Genomic DNA, 18,418 nt, shown 5'->3' with positions numbered 1-18,418 from the left:
TCAAATTTTAGGATGATAGAGATCGAAATAAGAGGCTTGCTCCAAAACTCTCTTCTCGTTACCATTTTTTCACTTTCTTTCTTTTTTTGAGTCCTCATGTCTCATTTTGTAGATTGTACACGTGTTGAAAGCCTCTATAAAAAAATGTCTCAAAAAGTGAGCGTGGTTCGAAAGGAACTCGGAAGACCACTTACGCTTACTGAAAAAATTCTCTTTTCCCACGCTTACAGGAAAACATTTTCTTCAAAAGATGTTGTTCGTGGTGAGACAGATATAGATTTCGCTCCTGACAGAGTGTGTATGCAAGACGCCACAGCGCAAATGGCAGTGCTTCAGTTTATGAGTGTCGGCGTTCCGCAAGTAGCAACGCCCACTTCTGTTCATTGTGATCATCTTATTCGCGCACAAAGTGGAGCAAAAGACGATCTCGAACGGGCAAAAGAAACAAATCGTGAGGTATATGACTTTCTCGCATCTGCGGCAAAAAAATATGGCATGGATTTTTGGGAGCCGGGTTCTGGAATTATCCATCAGATTTTTCTCGAAAACTACGCCTTTCCGGGGGGGATGGTTATTGGAACCGATTCTCACACACCAACCGGTGGAGGACTCGGTATGATTGCGATTGGTGTTGGGGGAGCAGACGCAGTAGATGTGATGACCAAACAACCATGGACACTCCGCGCGCCAAAAGTAGTTGGTGTTCACCTCAGGGGAAAACTCAACGGATGGGCATCACCAAAAGAGGTCATTCTCCTGCTTTGTGGGCTTCTCACCACAAAAGGAGGAACGGGGAAAATTATCGAATACTTTGGCGAGGGGTGCGAAAGCATCAGCGCTACCGGAAAATCAACCATCACGAACATGGGGGCGGAGCTTGGTGCAACCACCTCACTTTTCCCCTTTGATGGACGCATGGCAGATTTTCTCCGTACAACGGAACGCACAGAAATTGCTACGCTTGCAGAGCAATATGCAGATATTCTTGTAGCAGATTCAGAAGTAGCGGAAGATCCCGAGAAATATTATGACGAAGTTATCGAAATCGATCTCTCTACACTTAAACCAGCAGTAAATGGACCACACACGCCAGACGCGCGACATGAACTTTTGAACATGAAAAACGAACTTTCAGAACTTGATTTGCCGGAAAAAATTTCTGCTTGTCTCATTGGAAGTTGTACCAACTCTTCTTACGAAGACATTGGGCGATGTGCGGCAATTGTAAAAATGGCGTGCGAAAAAGGGCTCCAATTGCAATCGCCACTTATGATTTCCCCAGGATCAAACCGTATCGCCGAAACCATGAAACGCGATGGATTTTTGGATATTTTTGAATCGGTAGGAGCAACTATTCTCAGTAATTCTTGTGGACCGTGTATTGGTCAGTGGGATCGAAAAGATATTCAAAAAGGAGAAAAAAATGTGATTGTCACGAGCTTTAACCGAAATTTTAAAAAACGAAATGACGGCAACGAAGAAACATACGCATTTGTTGCGAGTCCAGAAATAGTGACCGCACTCGCTTTTGCAGGACGGATTACATTTGATCCGCAAACAGAAACCTTGCGCAACAATGTCGGAGAAGAGGTTCGACTCGAAATTCCAAGCGTAGATGATCTTCCACAGAATGGATTTGCACAAAGCGAAACCGGATGCATTCCTCCGGCAAAAAATGGAGAAGATGTTGAGATTCTTATTAGTCCAACAAGTGAGCGATTGCAAGCACTTGAAGCCTTTCCAAAATGGGATTTTGAAAAAGATTTTTCGGAACTCCCCATTCTCGTGAAAGCTTTGGGAAAATGTACCACCGATCATATTTCTCCGGCTGGTCCATGGCTCAAATTCCGGGGACATCTCGACAACATCAGCAAAAATATGTTTTCGGGAGCAGTGAATGCATTCCATCCCGAAAAAACAGGAGAAGGGAAAAATATAGTAAACGGAGAAATGGCAGAGTTTCATCTTGTTGCGCGAGATTATAAAGCACGCGGACTTCATTGGATTGCTATTGGTGACGAAAATTATGGAGAGGGGAGTAGTCGCGAACACGCCGCCATGGAACCGCGACACTTGGGATGTGCTGTCGTGGTGACAAAAAGTTTTGCGCGCATTGCGGAGACAAATCTCAAAAAACAAGGAGTACTTTCACTCCATTTTGTAGATCCTGCGGATTACGAAAAATTTCAAGAAAACGATCGTATTACTGTAGAAGGAATTGCAGAGATTTCTACAGGAAAAGATCTTGCGCTTCGTGTTCAGCACGAAGACGGAAATCAAGAGGTTGTTCCAGTTCGACACTCACTGAGCGCAGAGCAAATTGAGTGGCTCAAGGCAGGTTCTGCCCTTAACAAAGCTGGAGAAGATTTGCGGGGAAACATCTAATTATTTCAATGGAGCAATTCAAAAGAGTTGCTCCAGATGTTTTTTTGGAGAAGACTTTCAAGAATTCAAATCGTTATGTAATTTTTGAAGCTCTTGCCCTTCTCCAAAAAAACGAGGAAAATGCAGGGTGATTTTGCCCTTGTTCAACCTGGACGTTCTTCTTGTTTTTTTGGCGTTTGGTATTGTAGCGCTTCTTGTAAAAATAGCGTTTTTGACACCATCGAGTCAGCATCTTTTTCAAGAAAATGCCCGTCTGCAAACAGAACAGGAATATCGCGCGCAAGAACTCGGACGCATTTCTGCAGAACTCGCAAAGGTGACTTCTACAAAAGATAATATAGAAGGAAAACAACAGCAACTTTCTCGAGAAAATACCGATTTACGAAATGAATCTCAAAAAATGCGAGAAGAGAATGATCGACTTCGAAAAGAACTTGCAGAACGGCGTGCGAGTGAAGAGAAGCAAAAGGCAGATGAGGAACAGCGTATTCAAAAACTAGAAGAAGCACGAAAAACATTAGAAGACGAGAAGCAACGCATTCGAAAAGAAGATGAGGATCGGCAACAAGCAGAGCAAGAAGAAAGAAATCGGATTTGGAGTGCTCATGAGCAGAACGTGATTACGAGTCTCAAAGAGCTGTGCCGAAAACCAGAGATTGATTTTTCATTTTACGAAAACACCAATTTACCAGAAGAGTTTGACGGAAATATAAAACCAGATTTTCTTGTGGAATTTGATGGACAATATGTTGTGTTCGACGCAAAATTTTCCAATCAGAAAAATCCGCAAACCTATTTTTCAGATCAGACGAAAAAAACCGCCGTAAAATACAAAGGGAATTCTCATATCTTCTCGACCATTTTCTTTGTTGTTCCCGATAATCGCATCGCAGAACTCAAAAAACTTTCTTTTGTAGAACAAGATTTTTTGTTCTCGCTTCTTCCTGTTTCCGCGTTAGAGCCAGTTCTCGTCAATATTCGGAAAATGGCAGATGTTTTTAAGATAACAGATTTTGATCCACGAGACCGAGAAGCTATTATTCGTCTTGTGGCAGGATACGATCGACATATTGGGTTTCAGAACGCCGCTAATATTCTTCTTATTCGAGAATCCATTGAGCTTATGCGTTCTCAGGAATCACTTTCTTCCCATCTTCAAGAATCTATAGCGCTTCAAAAAGATCAAATGCGTGCACTTCGGTTAAAAGATTCTGATATTAAACGTCTTTCTCGCCGATTTTCTGAACAAGAATCGGAAATTGAAACTCTTACTGCCTCACAAGCTCCCATTATTTCTCGGGAAATGCTCTCAAAAGTCGCTTCTCGACTCCATCTTTCTCCTTTAGAAGAATAATTATGCCATTCCAAAGGGATCACCTTCGGCTCTCCACCGCTTCGCGGATCGGGATTGTACTTCTCTTTTTTGTCACTATTTTTCAGCAGAACTATGTTGTTTCTGTGGGGGCATTCATCAGTATTATACTGTCACTTTTGCCCGGAATTGTAGGAAAAAACAGTAAAGCACATCTTCCGTGGTCGCTTGATTTTCTTGTTTCCTTTGCACTCCTCCTCAACACAATGGGGAATGCACTTAACTTTTATCATGATCCAAGTTGGTGGTGGTGGGATGAACTCACTCATGCTCTCGGATCATTTGCTGTGGGGATGATTGCTTTTCACCTTGTATTCACCCTGAATTTTCTTGGAAAAGTGACGATGAGTGTTCCTATGATGGGTTTTTTCCTCTTCCTTTCTGCTATGGGAATTGGGGGTCTTTGGGAGATTTTTGAATATTATTCTGATTTTTTCTTGGGAACACATATGCAAATTTCTCTTCCCGAAACGATGCGCGATCTTCAGTTTGATGTTCTTGGCGCATTTGCCATTTCGGGAATTGCCATGCGGTACTTTTTTGTAAAACGTCAAGAAGGAGTAGGGGATTTGTAAGAATGCTTGAACAGGGTCCTGTACCAAAGAATTTCCGCTTCACTCCTATGAAAAAACTCTTTCTCTTCCTCCTTTCGCTTCGAGCACGAAAAGTACTTACCACTGCTACGAGCGTTATTGGCATTACAGGGTCGATAGGAAAAACAACGACACGAATGGCGATTGCCCATATTCTTTCTTCATATTTTCGTGTTCAAACAAGTCCGCAAAACTTCAACACTCCCATAGGTCTTTTGCTTACCATTCTCAAAAAAGAAACGTTGCCAGAATCACGAGGAGAATGGCTTTCTCTTCTTTGGAATGTATTTTCGCAACCGCTTCCTCACCCAGAAATACTCGTTCTTGAGTATGGTATCGATACCCCAGGAGACATGGACGATCTTCTTGTCATAACAACTCCAGATATCGCAGTGATGACACCAATCACTCCTGTGCACATGGCAGAAGGGCAATTTTCGAGCGTGAATGATATTCGACGAGAAAAACTCAAGCTCGCACATGCCGCCAAAAAAATGGTTATCGGAAATGCGTTCGATGCAGAAACTACAGAAGAACTTCAACGTTTGCGATCAGATTCTCTCATACTTTTTGGGGAAAACACTGAGTATTCCCCCTTTACAAAGGGGGTACTTTTAAAAAATATCATTTCCAATTCTGACGGAATCTCCTTTACATTAGATGGAGAAGTGTACAAAGCTCCACTTATTGGTACGTTTCAGGCACAAATTGTGGCCCCTGCCATTCTCATAGCGCGAATGTTTGGTCTTCCGTCAGAGACTATCCGAGACTCACTTTCCACATTTTCCCCTCCTTCTGGAAGAGGGCGAATTTTTGAAGGAATACACAATTCTCGCATTTGGGATTTTTCGTACAACTCTTCTCCTGCCGCCACTTCCGCTGTTCTTTCGGCTTTTGGAACAATAGGAATCACCGGAAGAAAAATTGCACTTCTCGGAAATATGAATGAGCTTGGAGAACTCGCTTTTAGTGAGCATGTTCGTCTTGGGGAAACTGCCGCAAAATATGTAGATGAACTTGTTTTTGTAGGGAAAAATGCGGAGGCATTTGCAAAAGGTGTTGCCGAAAAAGTTCCACTTAGGTGTTTTGAAGATGCGAACAAAGCAGGAAATTTTTTACAGAGTAGCCTCAAAGAAGGGGATTTTCTCCTCGTGAAAGGATCACAAAATAAGGTGTTTTTGGAAAAAGCTATTCGCATGCTCCTCAAAAATCCTAATGATGAAAAACACCTTTGTCGGAATTCGAAGAGGTGGAGAGACCAATCAACATAGTTTTTCGTTGCTCCATTGCCGTTTCTCCTGCAAAATGGTTGTCGAACCTTCTTTTCTTTTGCGAATTTATGTTTTCACAAAAAAAATTTTCAAATGGATTACGACTTGTTACTGCACCAGTAGAGGGAACAAAATCTGTTACAGTGCTTATTTTGGTGGGTGCGGGAAGTCGGTATGAATCGGATAAAGAGCGGGGAATTGCTCATTTTCTTGAGCACATGTTTTTTAAAGGCGGAAAAAAGTATGACACCCCAAAAAAAGTTTCCGAAACCATTGATGGTATTGGCGGCGATTTTAACGCCTTTACCGGAAAAGAATATGCTGGCTATTATGTAAAGTGCTCTGGAGAGCAGGTCGAAACCGCATTTGATGTGCTTTCGGATATGCTTATTTCCACAAAACTTTCTGCAGAAGATATTGAGCGAGAACGAGGTGTTATTCTTGAGGAGCTCAACATGTATCAGGATACACCCATGTATCAGGTGGGATGGGATTTTGAACATATTCTATTTGGTGATACTCCCATGGGGCGTGACCAAATTGGTCTCCCCGAAACAATTCAGTCCTTTTCTGCGGACGATTTTCGTGCTTTTCGTCACGATCTCTATAGTGCCGACAACACAGTGGTCATTGCGGCAGGAGACATTACGCCAGAAAAAGCCGAAGCATTGACGAAATCATTTTTTACATTTGATGAACGAAAAAAATCCCGACAATTTGACGCCATTCCCAAAAAGCAAGAGGTGGAACGAGTTCATGTTCGCGAAAAAAAAACAGAGCAGGCGCATCTTGTAATTGGTTACCCAAGTGTTCCACTTGGAAATCCGCAAGAATATGCCACACGTCTTCTTGCAGTTATTCTTGGAGGAAATATGAGTTCGCGCATGTTCCTTGCTGTGCGCGAGGAAAAAGGACTCTGCTATTCCATTCATACCTCCGCCGATCAATATTCTGACACAGGCGTTATTTCAACTCATGCTGGTGTTGATTTACGCCGTGTTCCTGAAGCGATTGCTGCTATTTCAGAAGAATATCGACGTATTGCTGAAGAGGGCATTGATGAGGCAGAACTTGCAAAAGCGAAAAGTTTTTTGAAAGGAAAACTCACGCTTCGTATGGAAGATAGTGAAGAACGAGCAAGTTTTTTCGGAGTGCAGGCAATTTTACGGGGAGATGTTTTTCCTCTGGAGGAACTCTTTCAAAAAATCGAATCGGTTTCCCTAAGAGATATTCAAAAAATTGCTAAAGAGCTTCTTGTTCCCGAGAAATGTCACCTCTCACTCATTGGTCCGTTTTCTGGTCGAGAAGAAGAATTTTTGCAAATTATCTCCTAATCCATGAAAGAGTACCTTGCTTTAGTGCAAAAAATACTTCAAGAGGGAATCGACAAAGAAGACCGAACCGGTACCGGAACTCGATCGCTTTTTGGAGCGCAAATGCGATTTTCTCTTGCCGATGGATTTCCACTTCTCACGACAAAGAAAGTGTACTTACGCGCTATTATTCACGAACTCCTGTGGTTTCTCTCGGGAAGCACAAACATTCGCCCCCTTGTGCTTCAAAATGTAAAAATATGGAATGAATGGCCATATGAAGGCTATAAATCGAGTGATGCCTATGAAGGAGAAACACTAGAGGAATTTGTGGAAAAAATTCGAAAAGATGAGGAATTTGCAAAGAAATGGGGGGAGTTGGGACCGGTCTATGGTAAACAGTGGATACGTTGGGAAGGAAAAAATGGCGAAAAAATTAATCAGATTGCCAATGTTCTTGAAGAGATAAAAACAAACCCCAACTCTCGACGGATGATCGTGAGTGGCTGGAATGTGGCGGATATTCAAGAACTTATTCATGGAAAGCGTTCTGCGCCACCGCTTTGCCATACATTATTTCAGTTTAATGTCGCCAACGGAAAACTCCACTGTCAACTCTATCAGCGAAGTGCCGATTTTTTTCTTGGAGTCCCATTTAATATTGCTTCTTATTCACTTCTCACACTGATGATGGCACAGTGTGCCAATCTTGAACCAGGAGATTTTGTTCACACATTTGGCGATGTGCACATTTACCAAAATCATTTCGATCAAATACAACTCCAACTTTCACGTGAGCCAAGGACACTTCCGCGCATAAAACTAAATTTAAAAAAGAAGGACATCTTCGATTTTGTTTTTGAGGATTTTGAGCTTATAGGATACGATCCACATCCAGCAATACAAGGGGATATCGCCGTGTAAAGAACCTCCCCTTTTCTTTTTTAAAGTGCACACAGTACAATGAAGTTGTTTTTATAGAATATTCTTTTTCTTATTGCCGCTATCGGGAAAAACAGAGAGCTCGGAGGAGGGAATGCACTTCTCTGGAATCTTCCAGATGATTTAAAGCATTTTCGAGATTACACCAAAGAAAAAACACTTATCATGGGCAAAAACACCTTTCTTTCTATTGGGAAACCGCTTCCTGAGCGAAAAAATATTGTCATCACATCCAATTCTCACTTTTCATTCCGAGGAGTCGATACTGCACTTTCTTTTGAATCGGCACTCTATTTTGCTCGAAATCTTCGGCATCCGGCGTGTGTTATTGGTGGAGCCGAGGTTTATAAAAAAGCTCTTCCTTACACAACAGAAATTTGTATCACTTTTGTGGATGCAGATTTCCCAAATGCAGACGTTTTTTTTCCAGTCGTAGATTTTTCAAAATGGGAAGAAGTTTCTCGACAGCACTTTTCAAAAGACTCACAAAACGAATATGCGTTTGATATTGTTCGGTTCGCGCGAAAAGAAGAGGAAAAGAGGTGATACTTTTCAGGACGTGATCATAAATTCTTTGCCGAGGAATAGCTTATCCTTTTCGAAATAATCCTCGCACTTTTCTTCCGGTCTCTTCAATTGGATGTGCCGATTGCTCTTTTCGGAGTTTTGTAAGAAGTGGTAAGCCGGTTTCATAATCTTCCATCCAATCTTTGGCAAACTTTCCGGTTTCTACTGCTTTGAGAGCCTCTTTCATGCGCTCCTTCGTTCCGGCATCAATGATTTTTGGTCCAACAGTGCGTCCTCCAAATTCCGCGGTATTGGAGACCACATCATACATGTGTTCAATACCTCCTTCGTACATGAGATCTACAATAAGCTTGAGTTCATGGAGACATTCGAAATATGCCATTTCTGGTGGGTATCCTGCTTCTGTAAGTACTTCGAAACCAGTTTTTACGAGTTCTGCCGCACCACCGCAGAGTACCGTCTGCTCTCCGAAAAGATCTTCGTATGCCTCTTGTTCAAAGGTACACTCGAGTACGCCCGCTCTTGTAAAACGCATAGCATGCGCCATGGAAAGTGCTATTTCTTTTGCGTTTCCGCTCGCATCTGTATGAACAGCAATAAGTGCTGGAACTCCGAATCCCTTCTCATATTCTTTCAGTTCTTCCGTTCCGGGAGCCTTTGGCGCCACCATAATAACATCTACTCCCTCTGGCGGAGTAATTCTTTGGAATACAATATTAAATCCATGTGAAAAGCTTAAAATCTTTTCAGAAGAAAGATATGGAAGCACGTCTCGCTCGTATATTTCTTTTTGCACTTCATCTGGCAAGAGAATATGAATAATGTCTCCTTTTTGTGAGGCTTCTGAAAAAGAACAGACTGTAAGTCCATCTTCTTGTGCTTTTTGAAAACTTTTTCCATTTTCTCGAACTCCGACAACAACACTCACTCCACTCTTTTGAAGCATAATGGCTTGTGCACGCCCCTGCGCTCCATACCCAAGAACCGCTACCGTTTTTCCGGAAAGTATTTCTGGATGTGCATCTTTCTCACTTAAAATATTCATAAACAAGGAAAAAATCCTGATTATTTTTTCAGGGAAGGGAAAAAATCGCAAGTTTTCTTTTTTTGCTTACGGAAGAAATTCTTGCGAAGGGAGCTTCTCGTCTGCCTTCAAAAGAAAAAGAAACGCGCGGGTTTCGTTCTCTGGAAAGAAGGACTCGTTTTCTTGAAACAGGAATATTCCTGTTTCTCCAGGAGGCACTTCTTTTTTTCCATGAGAAGGGATGAGTGTCATATCTTTTCCGTCAACACCGTTTTTCCAGTGATCAGAAGGAATCCAAGGATATGGACCATTATTCTTGAGTGTTGCCTTCCAAAAATCTCCTTGCTTGGGTGATTCAAATTTTAGAAGAGTTCCCATGGCAGGCTTTCCCCAGATAATTTCTTCTATTTTATTCTTCTTCTCTCGGATAAAACCACTAAAAGGATGAATAAGATCCCCCTCTCCAATGGGGGTAAAAACATTCAGGAAAAATCCCTCTTCTGTTTTTGTTGTTTCCACGAAAAAAACAGTTTTCCACGCCTCAAAGTCTTTCAGAAAATCATCGGTACCAGATATATTTTTCAAAAAACTTTCCATCTCTGAAAAAGAGTGATTTTGAATATATTTGACAAGTATTTTTTCATTATTTTCTTTTTGGCGACGCGATTCCATTGCAAGCATATTCGCCGAAAAATCTATTTTGCGATAGCTCTCTTCAAGATTTTGATGTTGATAAAAAAAGAGAAAAGCACTGGAAGTAGAAAATCCGAAAACCATAAGAAGCGCAGAACTCCTGATAATTCTCGAAAGCATATCAACACTTGCCGATAGCATTTTTTTCTTTTTTAAGATGTTGGTTTTTTGCTATATCGTTCTATAATACCTCATTTTTAAAGAAAGATTCAATATTTTTTGCTGTTCCTATTCTTTTTTTTGAAAAAATAGCTTTTCTTCTCTTCTGTTTTCCGTCAAAATACGCCTCGCTTTTTTGCCATTTTCAATTATGCAAATACAGTTAAAAACGGTTTCTGACATTGCTGGACCGCTTCTTTTTGTTAATATTCCAGATGGAATTCGTGTTGGGTATGATGAACTCGCGGAAGTTTCTGTTCCTGGAGAAAAAAAGCCACGAATTGGAAAAGTACTAGAGGTATCAAAAGGACGTGCAATGCTTCAGATGTTTGAGGCAAATGATGGTGTTCCGGTGAGCGAAACAAAAGTTCAGTTCTTGGGAGAGACGATGAAACTCGGTGTTTCACCCGAAATGCTTGGACGAATTTTTGACGGAGCAGGAAGACCGATTGACGGATTACAAGAGATCATTCCAGAAGCAAGGGTGGATATTAACGGTTCTCCTATCAACCCCGTGAGTCGTGAGTTTCCGAATGACTTTATTCAAACAGGCGTTTCCACTATCGATGCTATGAACACGCTTGTTCGTGGACAGAAACTTCCCATTTTTTCTGGATCGGGAATGCCGCACAACAAACTTGCAACGCAGATTGCTCGTCAGGCAAAGGTAAAAGATGGAGGAAGTTTTGCCGTTGTTTTTGGGGCTATGGGAGTAACATTTGAAGAGGCACAGTATTTCCAACGAGAATTTGAAAAAACAGGAGCCCTTGAGAATTCTGTTATTTTCCTTAACACTGCGGCAGATCCAGTGGTTGAGCGTATTGCAACACCTCGTTTGGCGCTTACTGCCGCTGAGTATCTTGCCTTTGAGCGTGATATGCATGTTCTCGTAATCCTGACGGACATGACAAACTATTGTGAGGCACTTCGAGAAGTTTCCGCTGCACGAAAAGATGTTCCTGGACGCCGTGGGTATCCAGGGTATCTTTACACCGACCTTTCAACCATTTACGAACGTGCAGGGCGAATTAAGGGGAAAAAGGGGTCAGTAACCCAGATTCCAATTCTTACTATGCCAGAAGACGATATTACTCATCCTATTCCAGATCTTACCGGATATATTACTGAAGGACAGTTTGTAATTGATCGTCCGCTCTACCAAAAAGGGGTTTTGCCACCAGTAGATGTATTAAAATCTCTCTCTCGGCTTTGGTCAGCTGGAGTAGGGGAGGGGAAAACACGAGAGGATCACTCAAGCCTTAAAGATCAGCTTTTTGCGAGTTATGCTCGTGGAAAAGATGTACGAGAACTTGCGGTTGTGCTTGGAGAGTCTGCACTTGATGATGCGGATAAAGCACATCTCAAATTTGCAGAAGAGTATGAGCGTGTTTTTATTAATCAGGGAGAATATGAGGATCGTTCTATTGAAGAAACACTTACTATTGGATGGAATCTCCTTAAAATGATTCCAAAAACAGAGTTAAAGCGTGCAAAAAAGGAACTCATAGAGAAATACATGAAATTAGAAGAAACCGAGGCAATAGCATAAACAACAGATTCTTACTGTTTTTTCTCAAAAGAGACACAGGATTTGTTACTTGAGACACAAAAAACACCCCCATTTCTAGGGGTGTTTTTTGTGTTTTCAGGGATACATTAGCTCATTAATGTCCCTTGTGATCATCGTGATCGTGTCCATCATCATGATCGTGTCCATCATCATGATCATGATGATGTTCATCACATTTGTTTTCTTCTTCTTGAAGCTCATTTTCGAGATCTTTTACATCTTTTTTATACTCCTTCTTTACCTCATCGACACATTCCCATTGTTGGTAACGATTTCCATGACGACATTCTCGAATATCTTTTAGATACTGCCACTTTAATTGTCGTATCTCTTTTTCGAGCTCTTTTATCCTTCCTTCGTCACACTGCTCACACGTCTCATTCCAAACGATGATAACCTTGTCTTCTGAGATGTTTCGGAGTCGAGGAATCTTGGAAGATGGAGTGTTATTTTCTGCTTCCCCTAATGTATTTCCTGTTGTGTATCCAACAAGAGCATAAGGTTTTCCTTCTTCACAACTCCGACCCACGTCTCCCTTTTTCTTCAAGAGTTCTCGTATTCGATACTTTTCTCCTTGTTCAACGGAGGTCGTGTACGTGTATCCATTTTGGTCGTCCAAAACATAAGAACCGCCTCCAATTTCTTTTATGGGGAACGATCCTTCTGCTGCAAGAGATCCATCAAGATACTTGATAACTGTTACCATGTACGAGGAAGTCTCTGGAATGAGTGTGTTGATAATAGTACACACCGAGGTTTCGCCATTTGTGACGGTGACGTTTCCATCAACATCGCAATCTCCACCGTATGTGGTTTCATATTGTCCGGGATTTGTTTCATGCACCACATAATTTCCAGCAGATACATTATATGTCCTTCCTGGATTTGCTATTCCTGTATCACTTTCAATGACTCCGCCTCCATCGCTCACCTCAATGGTGAAATCACTTGAAACAGCATCGCCATCTACCACTTCTTTTATAACAGTGAGCCCAGTTTTGCAGGTCTCATTCCAAACAATAACAACGCTGTCTTCTGTGAGATTGTTAAATGCTGGTGGAGTAAGCGTTGGAGTTTCTCCTTCCGCAGTAAGAACAGAATCCCCCTGAGTGTATCCAGTGAGTGCAAATGGATATCCATCTGCGCAATTATTTCCAACAAGGTTTGAATCTCCTGAAACAGCTACTCCATCAGTATCTTCAGTGGTGGTATAAGAAGCCCCCTCTTCCATGAGTGATGTGGTTGCTCGATATGGATTTGGGTTATTAAACCCGACCGTTCCGAGAGCATAGCTTCCACTTCCAGCTCCAATGTTTGTGGCATTCCAACTTGACGTCATAGGGAAAGCACTGTTATTTGCAGAAACAGCAGTGGCTTCAACTCCGTCAATATATTTTACAACAGTCACCGTAAATTGATGTTTATTGTCATTATTGGTAATCGTACAAACTATATCCTGTCCAGAAGTAATATCAACTTTATTTCCGTTCGCAACAGCTACCGGAGCACCATTTACTTCGTTACACACCCAATCACTGGCAGTGTATCCACTTGGACCAGACTCAGAAAGCGTGTAGGTTCCGGGATCCACAGGAGCACTCGTAACAGCAGAATCGCCTTCTATTCCAGAGATTGGAACAGGGCCGGTTGCAGTGAGTGTCCAATCGGTATCTACTGAGGTGCCATCGTTATCATTAACAACTTCTTTTTCAAGAGTAAGATGAGATGGTGACGGCTCAAAATCCCAAGTGGTGCTTCCTGCAGCAGTTCCAAAGACAAAAGCATCAATATTTTCTGTGTAACCATCATTGTAGGGTTCTCCAACACGAACACCAAACCACGAATCAGTAACACGAACACGAACACTTGGATAGTCAGTTATGATCTCTGTCCATGTTTTAAGTGTTGTTCCTGCGTCAGCAGCATTTGGTGCTGGCCATGTTGCTCCAGAGTAGCTCCATAGTGCACTTCCGTATCCACTACCATTATCAAGTGCATTCCATTCCTGCCATGTGTCTTGAAGAACAGTTCCGTTATTTCTCGGAACAAAAACAAGTCGTTTTTGCCATGTATCAGAGCCATCAAAATCGACGTTAAAATTAAGATAGCCAGCGCGATCTGTAGAGCCACCGTTCCCAGCAGAAGGATTGTAAGTACTGTATTTTAGTTCGGTAATATCGGCGAGCGGAACACCAGAGAACTGATACGTACTGAGATTTCTACGTTGGGTTCCTGTAACATCTATATTCACACTTCCAGCTGATGAAAGTGGTGGAGTTCCAGGGCCGGTAACAAAACTGCCAAGCGTATTATCTATAGCATCAATTTCATCGTTATAGAAAAACCATTTTGTCGAATCAGATGCAACTTCAGCAAAGCTGGTTGCCATATCAGAAGGGTAGACTTTTTCTGTTGCCGCAAATGCCGGAGCAGACAACAAAAATACAGAGAGACCAAAAAATATCCTCTGTAAAAAAAAGAGAGGTATTCTCATGAAGAAAGGGAAAAAGAAAGAAGTTCTCAAGAACAACTTGCTCTCTTTCCTTCTTATTTACAATAAAGAAATGTATTTTTTATTATTCATAGTGTAGAAGTAGAAAAATACAGATGAAAAATTATGAAAAAATTCTATAATACATTATATTTACAAATCTTTTTCTAAAGAATCCAAAAGAAAAGCGAACATACAAAAATAGCAAATGCAGGAGGATCGATATGCGTATCACCACCGTTATAAAAGAATCGCGCGGCTATTTCTCCCAAAATCCCTCCAAGAACTCCAAAAATAACGCCAAGAAAGAGATTTCCACTTAAAAGTGCGGCTGTTCCTGCCGGAAGTGCAATGTGATGCGTTACTGGAATATGCGTTCCGAAATGTAAAAAAAGAAGAAGAAAAGCCGAAAGCCCAAACCCAAAAAAAGGATTGTTCATTTTTAGAGAGATGGAGGAGAAGAGTACTCCAAAAAAAATTCCCAGAAAAATAATAAGTTTCCAATCTGTTTCCCATGGAAGCCAAATTCCATTTTTTGTATGCGGAGATTTCTCCCGAAGAACAAAAGATTTTTTATTCAAAATAGGGGTGTTCGAAAAAAGAATTCTCACTAAAATTGCAGAGACAAAAATACTGCCAGCAATGGCATCTGCTCTCTCTGGAAGAAGATGAACACTGAGTCCTGTGAGTCCCAAGAGAAGATACTGAATCAAAAACCCTATCACTCCAAAAATCCCTCCCACTACAAGCGGAGTAAGATTTCCCGAAAAAAGAAGTGGAGTGATGAGATTTTTTCCATTTTCTGGTCGTAATTTTTTATGCGCCGCGTATGCCGCCGCCGCAACTCCACCTGCGAATGCCGTATGTGGACCAAAAAATTCCCCAAGTGCCAAACTCACAAGGATTTCGTTTGATGTCAGTGTGGAGAGAAGAATGAGTGTACCAAAGATGATAAACGCTGTGAGTGCCCCAAATGCCGCACCAAAAACTCCACCACAAAAAGAAAAGAGGAGTGAAAGAAAAAGTGAACAGAGAATACTTTCCATTTTTGATGTTGATAGGAATTATCAAAATTCTACGCCTTTTTTTTAAAAAAGTCATCCGCTATTCTTATAGCAAACCATTTCTGTGCATAATGCGAAGAATATCAACTCCAGTTCGTGTGGGAAATGTAATGCTCGGCGGCAATGCCCCCATCATTATTCAATCGATGACCAATACTGACACCGCAGATATTGATTCTACTGTTCATCAAATTCTAGAGCTCTCCAATGCTGGAAGTGAGATGGTGCGTATTACCGTCGATCGTCCAGAGTCTGCCGAAGCGGTGCCACAGATTGTAGAGCGCGTTCGAAAATTTTCACCTGTTCCTATTATTGGAGACTTTCACTTTAATGGACACATTCTTCTTAAAAAATATCCCGATATGGCAAAATGCCTTGATAAATACCGCATCAACCCTGGAAACATAGGACGAGGAGAAAAAAGAGACAGTCATTTTGAAACAATTTTGGAAATGGCGCAAAAATACAAAAAGCCAATTCGGATTGGTGTGAATGGCGGTTCACTCGATCCAGAGCTTTTGGCAGAGAAAATGGATAAAAATCGTATGCAGAAGACACCACGATCTGATACAGAAATTTTTGAAGAAACGCTTCAAGAATCTGCCCTTGCTTCTCTCGCATTTGCAGAGTCTTTTGGTATTCCACTTTCCCAAATGGTGATTTCTGCCAAAGTATCAGAAGTGACATCACTTATTCGTATTCATCGCTTTTTGGCAGATCGGACACAAGTCGCTATTCATCTTGGTCTCACTGAAGCCGGTGGCGGACTTTCGGGAATAATTTCAAGTACTTCTGGGCTTTCTGTACTTCTTTTAGAAGGAATTGGTGATACTATTCGAGTTTCTTACACTCCGAGTTCCGGAGAATCGAGAATACAGGAAGTACGAATTGCACGAGAAATTTTGCAATCATTAGAGCTTCGAACATTTTTCCCAAAAATTACAAGTTGTCCGGGGTGTGGACGCACCACGGGAAATCATTTTCAAGAATTTTCAGAGAAAATTCGACAAGAAGTCACGGCAAGATTGCCGAAATGGAAGCAAAATTTTCCTGGTTCAGAAAAACTCAAAATTGCAGTAATGGGATGTATTGTCAATGGTCCTGGTGAGGCTCGTTCAGCAGATATTGGTATTTTTTTCCCCGGAAGAGGGGAGGGGAAAGTGGCAGAGATTTATGGAGATGGAGAAAAAATATGCAATATTTCGGGAGAGGAAAATATTTCTGAAATTTTCTTTTCATTTGTAGAAGAATACCTCCAAAAGAGATTCATAAAAAAATAGCAGAAGAACTTTTCTGCCTCATTCTCGTTTTGTATTGAATTTCTCTTGCAGTTTCGGCAGGATCGTATTCGTGAATATAAATTGTAGAAATGAAGTTTCTTAACAACGATTGGGGTTGGGATGTAGAAGAGACCCCACCTTTTCTTGCCTTTCGCTCTCTACGTCGAAAAGCTGTAGAACGTTTTGGAGAAGCGAATATTTTGGATATTTCTCAAGGAGAACCCGGATACGGTTTTGCGCCAAGCGAACGAGGAAGGCGGTTTTTTTCTTTTCTTCTCCTCGCAGATACGGTTTTAAATAATAACCGAACTGATTCCCGATTTGGATCAGAAACAGAAGAAAGTTTTCCCAATATTGAAAAAACACTTTGTGACATTATTGAGACACATTATGCTCCAGAATTTGGAAAAGTCCTTCAAGAAGATCTTGAAGATTTTCTCTTCGCACTCGAAAATATTTTTCAAAAACAGGGAATTCCAAAAACACGATTCGAAATTCTCTTTGATCTCTTTAAATTTTCTGTTCTTTCTGGTGGGCGGTACCCTAATCCATGGGGAGAGATGGTAACACGAATGGCAATTGCCGAAGAGCATAGTAATGCCTTTGGATTTCCCGTGAGTTTTGAAGACATCGTTCTTTTACTTGGTGCATCTCAGGGGGTAGGAATGTTTTTCAAAAGTCTCGGAGAAGAGGGGGTCGGTTTTCTGCAAGAAGGAGATACTCTTCTTATGATATCTCCCGTCTATGCTCCCTATATGCAATTTGCGGAAGATCGAAAGCTTCATCTTCTTTCCATCTCTATCAATCCAGAAACAGGAGAGGTAGATGAAGAGAGTATTCAAAATGCACTTCACTCACCGAAGAGAATTAAAGCGATTATCCTTATTGACCCCAACAATCCCACAGGATTTCCTCTTGAAAAAAAAGTTTTAGAAAGCATTACCGATATTGCAGAAAAACATAATTCCATCATTTTGACTGATGAAGTTTATGCGCATTTTTTCCCTAAAAAAGAGAGTATTTCCAAAATAGAGCGAGCAAAAAAACGTACCATTCATCTTGATGCTATTTCTAAAATAGAGCGCTCTACAGGCGTTCGCCTCGGAAGCTTGTATCTGGCTCCAGAGGCACGTTACTTTATTGCTCAAAAAATTTTGGAACCAGAGTGTCCAGGATTTTTAGAAAAATATTCGGATATGCGCTGGTTCCTCTTTCTTGCGAAATCATTTGGAGGACGTACTATTGGCGTTTTTCAGCATATTTCTGGTGTTCCGGGTCCATCTCAAATATTAGGACTCTGTCATCTTCTTCTCGGAAAGAAAGAACGAAAAGAATATGTGGATCATCTGCGAAAAAAAGTGTTGAGCTTCTATTCTTCTGCTGGACTTCCAGAGCCGAAAAATATGTATTATGGCATTATTGATATCTCAAAAATAGAGGGGTCAGAGACACGAGAAAAGCCAATTGAACAGGTGCTTACAGAGTTGGCGGTAGAGGGTGGACTCATCGTAATGCCAGCACATAAATTTTTCCCAAAGCAAGATCAGAAAAAACAGAATACAAAGCGTCTTATTCGTGTTTCATTACCAAATCTTTCGTACGAAAATACGAAAAAAGCGGGAGCTATTTTTTCGAAACTACTTCGAAAATAATTTTTCTTCAAAGTTTTTGCTTCTTTTTTCGGAGAGGTATATTTTCCTTGCCCAGTATTGAATCTTTTATCTTTTTTTTGA

Annotated in this window: 14 protein-coding genes; 10 read left to right on the top strand and 4 right to left on the bottom strand. The window is 41.2% G+C overall.

The window, feature by feature from the left end:
• Positions 1-96: 96 nt before the first annotated feature.
• From IPN35_02570 to IPN35_02540, 7 genes are all read left to right on the top strand, one after another.
• Complete coding sequence (locus IPN35_02570; protein ID QQS59737.1) at positions 97-2,385, top strand: aconitate hydratase; 2,289 nt, start codon at positions 97-99, stop codon at positions 2,383-2,385.
• Between the two features lie 169 nt (positions 2,386-2,554).
• Complete coding sequence (locus tag IPN35_02565; GenBank protein ID QQS59736.1) at positions 2,555-3,739, top strand: hypothetical protein; 1,185 nt, start codon at positions 2,555-2,557, stop codon at positions 3,737-3,739.
• 2 nt (positions 3,740-3,741) lie between these two features.
• On the top strand, positions 3,742-4,332 hold the full coding sequence (locus tag IPN35_02560) for a hypothetical protein (GenBank protein ID QQS59735.1): 591 nt from the start codon (positions 3,742-3,744) through the stop codon (positions 4,330-4,332).
• 47 nt (positions 4,333-4,379) lie between these two features.
• Positions 4,380-5,621: a UDP-N-acetylmuramoyl-tripeptide--D-alanyl-D-alanine ligase gene (locus IPN35_02555; protein ID QQS59734.1), complete on the top strand. Its 1,242-nt coding sequence runs from the start codon at positions 4,380-4,382 to the stop codon at positions 5,619-5,621.
• 68 nt (positions 5,622-5,689) lie between these two features.
• The gene (locus IPN35_02550) at positions 5,690-6,955 is read left to right on the top strand and encodes an insulinase family protein (GenBank protein QQS59733.1); all 1,266 of its coding nucleotides are present in this window, start codon (positions 5,690-5,692) and stop codon (positions 6,953-6,955) included.
• A gap of 3 nt (positions 6,956-6,958) precedes the next feature.
• Positions 6,959-7,858, top strand: coding sequence for a thymidylate synthase (thyA, locus tag IPN35_02545; GenBank protein ID QQS59732.1), 900 nt, complete (start codon positions 6,959-6,961; stop codon positions 7,856-7,858).
• A gap of 60 nt (positions 7,859-7,918) precedes the next feature.
• Complete coding sequence (locus IPN35_02540; protein QQS59925.1) at positions 7,919-8,422, top strand: dihydrofolate reductase; 504 nt, start codon at positions 7,919-7,921, stop codon at positions 8,420-8,422.
• 43 nt (positions 8,423-8,465) lie between these two features.
• Here IPN35_02540 and ilvC read toward each other — a convergent pair whose 3' ends face one another.
• A complete protein-coding gene (ilvC, locus tag IPN35_02535) occupies positions 8,466-9,449 on the bottom strand; it encodes a ketol-acid reductoisomerase (protein QQS59731.1) in 984 nt (327 codons plus the stop codon).
• 66 nt (positions 9,450-9,515) lie between these two features.
• The gene (locus tag IPN35_02530) at positions 9,516-10,262 is read right to left on the bottom strand and encodes a hypothetical protein (protein QQS59730.1); all 747 of its coding nucleotides are present in this window, start codon (positions 10,260-10,262) and stop codon (positions 9,516-9,518) included.
• Positions 10,263-10,431: 169 nt separating this feature from the next.
• Here IPN35_02530 and IPN35_02525 point away from each other — a divergent pair, with 169 nt between their 5' ends.
• Positions 10,432-11,829: a V-type ATP synthase subunit B gene (locus tag IPN35_02525; GenBank protein QQS59729.1), complete on the top strand. Its 1,398-nt coding sequence runs from the start codon at positions 10,432-10,434 to the stop codon at positions 11,827-11,829.
• Positions 11,830-11,944: 115 nt separating this feature from the next.
• Here IPN35_02525 and IPN35_02520 read toward each other — a convergent pair whose 3' ends face one another.
• Positions 11,945-14,344, bottom strand: a complete 2,400-nt coding sequence (locus tag IPN35_02520; GenBank protein ID QQS59728.1) for a hypothetical protein — start codon at positions 14,342-14,344, stop codon at positions 11,945-11,947.
• 164 nt (positions 14,345-14,508) lie between these two features.
• A complete protein-coding gene (locus tag IPN35_02515) occupies positions 14,509-15,387 on the bottom strand; it encodes a hypothetical protein (protein QQS59727.1) in 879 nt (292 codons plus the stop codon).
• An 89-nt stretch (positions 15,388-15,476) separates the two neighbouring features.
• Here IPN35_02515 and ispG point away from each other — a divergent pair, with 89 nt between their 5' ends.
• Both ispG and IPN35_02505 read left to right on the top strand, forming a co-directional pair.
• Positions 15,477-16,685 (top strand): flavodoxin-dependent (E)-4-hydroxy-3-methylbut-2-enyl-diphosphate synthase, encoded by a 1,209-nt coding sequence (gene ispG / locus IPN35_02510; protein ID QQS59726.1) that lies wholly within the window; start codon positions 15,477-15,479, stop codon positions 16,683-16,685.
• Between the two features lie 89 nt (positions 16,686-16,774).
• Positions 16,775-18,337: a pyridoxal phosphate-dependent aminotransferase gene (locus IPN35_02505; GenBank protein ID QQS59725.1), complete on the top strand. Its 1,563-nt coding sequence runs from the start codon at positions 16,775-16,777 to the stop codon at positions 18,335-18,337.
• The last annotated feature ends 81 nt before the right edge of the window (positions 18,338-18,418 follow it).

This window comes from Candidatus Peregrinibacteria bacterium, from assembly GCA_016699755.1.
In the GTDB taxonomy this organism is placed as follows: Bacteria; Patescibacteriota; Gracilibacteria; order CAIRYL01.
The sequence above is the reverse complement of the archived record's forward strand: the minus strand, read 5'-3'. Positions and strand labels throughout refer to the sequence as shown.

Excerpts from the sequence above, each read along its gene's own strand:
- IPN35_02505 (QQS59725.1), top strand. The coding sequence starts at position 16,775 with ATGAAGTTTCTTAACAACGATTGGGGTTGGGATGTAGAAGAGACCCCA.
- IPN35_02520 (QQS59728.1), bottom strand. The coding sequence starts at position 14,344 with ATGAGAATACCTCTCTTTTTTTTACAGAGGATATTTTTTGGTCTCTCT.
- IPN35_02550 (QQS59733.1), top strand. The coding sequence starts at position 5,690 with ATGTTTTCACAAAAAAAATTTTCAAATGGATTACGACTTGTTACTGCA.
- IPN35_02525 (QQS59729.1), top strand. The coding sequence starts at position 10,432 with ATGCAAATACAGTTAAAAACGGTTTCTGACATTGCTGGACCGCTTCTT.
- ispG (QQS59726.1), top strand. The coding sequence starts at position 15,477 with ATGCGAAGAATATCAACTCCAGTTCGTGTGGGAAATGTAATGCTCGGC.
- ilvC (QQS59731.1), bottom strand. The coding sequence starts at position 9,449 with ATGAATATTTTAAGTGAGAAAGATGCACATCCAGAAATACTTTCCGGA.
- IPN35_02515 (QQS59727.1), bottom strand. The coding sequence starts at position 15,387 with ATGGAAAGTATTCTCTGTTCACTTTTTCTTTCACTCCTCTTTTCTTTT.
- IPN35_02570 (QQS59737.1), top strand. The coding sequence starts at position 97 with ATGTCTCATTTTGTAGATTGTACACGTGTTGAAAGCCTCTATAAAAAA.
- IPN35_02560 (QQS59735.1), top strand. The coding sequence starts at position 3,742 with ATGCCATTCCAAAGGGATCACCTTCGGCTCTCCACCGCTTCGCGGATC.
- IPN35_02530 (QQS59730.1), bottom strand. The coding sequence starts at position 10,262 with ATGCTATCGGCAAGTGTTGATATGCTTTCGAGAATTATCAGGAGTTCT.
- thyA (QQS59732.1), top strand. The coding sequence starts at position 6,959 with ATGAAAGAGTACCTTGCTTTAGTGCAAAAAATACTTCAAGAGGGAATC.
- IPN35_02555 (QQS59734.1), top strand. The coding sequence starts at position 4,380 with ATGAAAAAACTCTTTCTCTTCCTCCTTTCGCTTCGAGCACGAAAAGTA.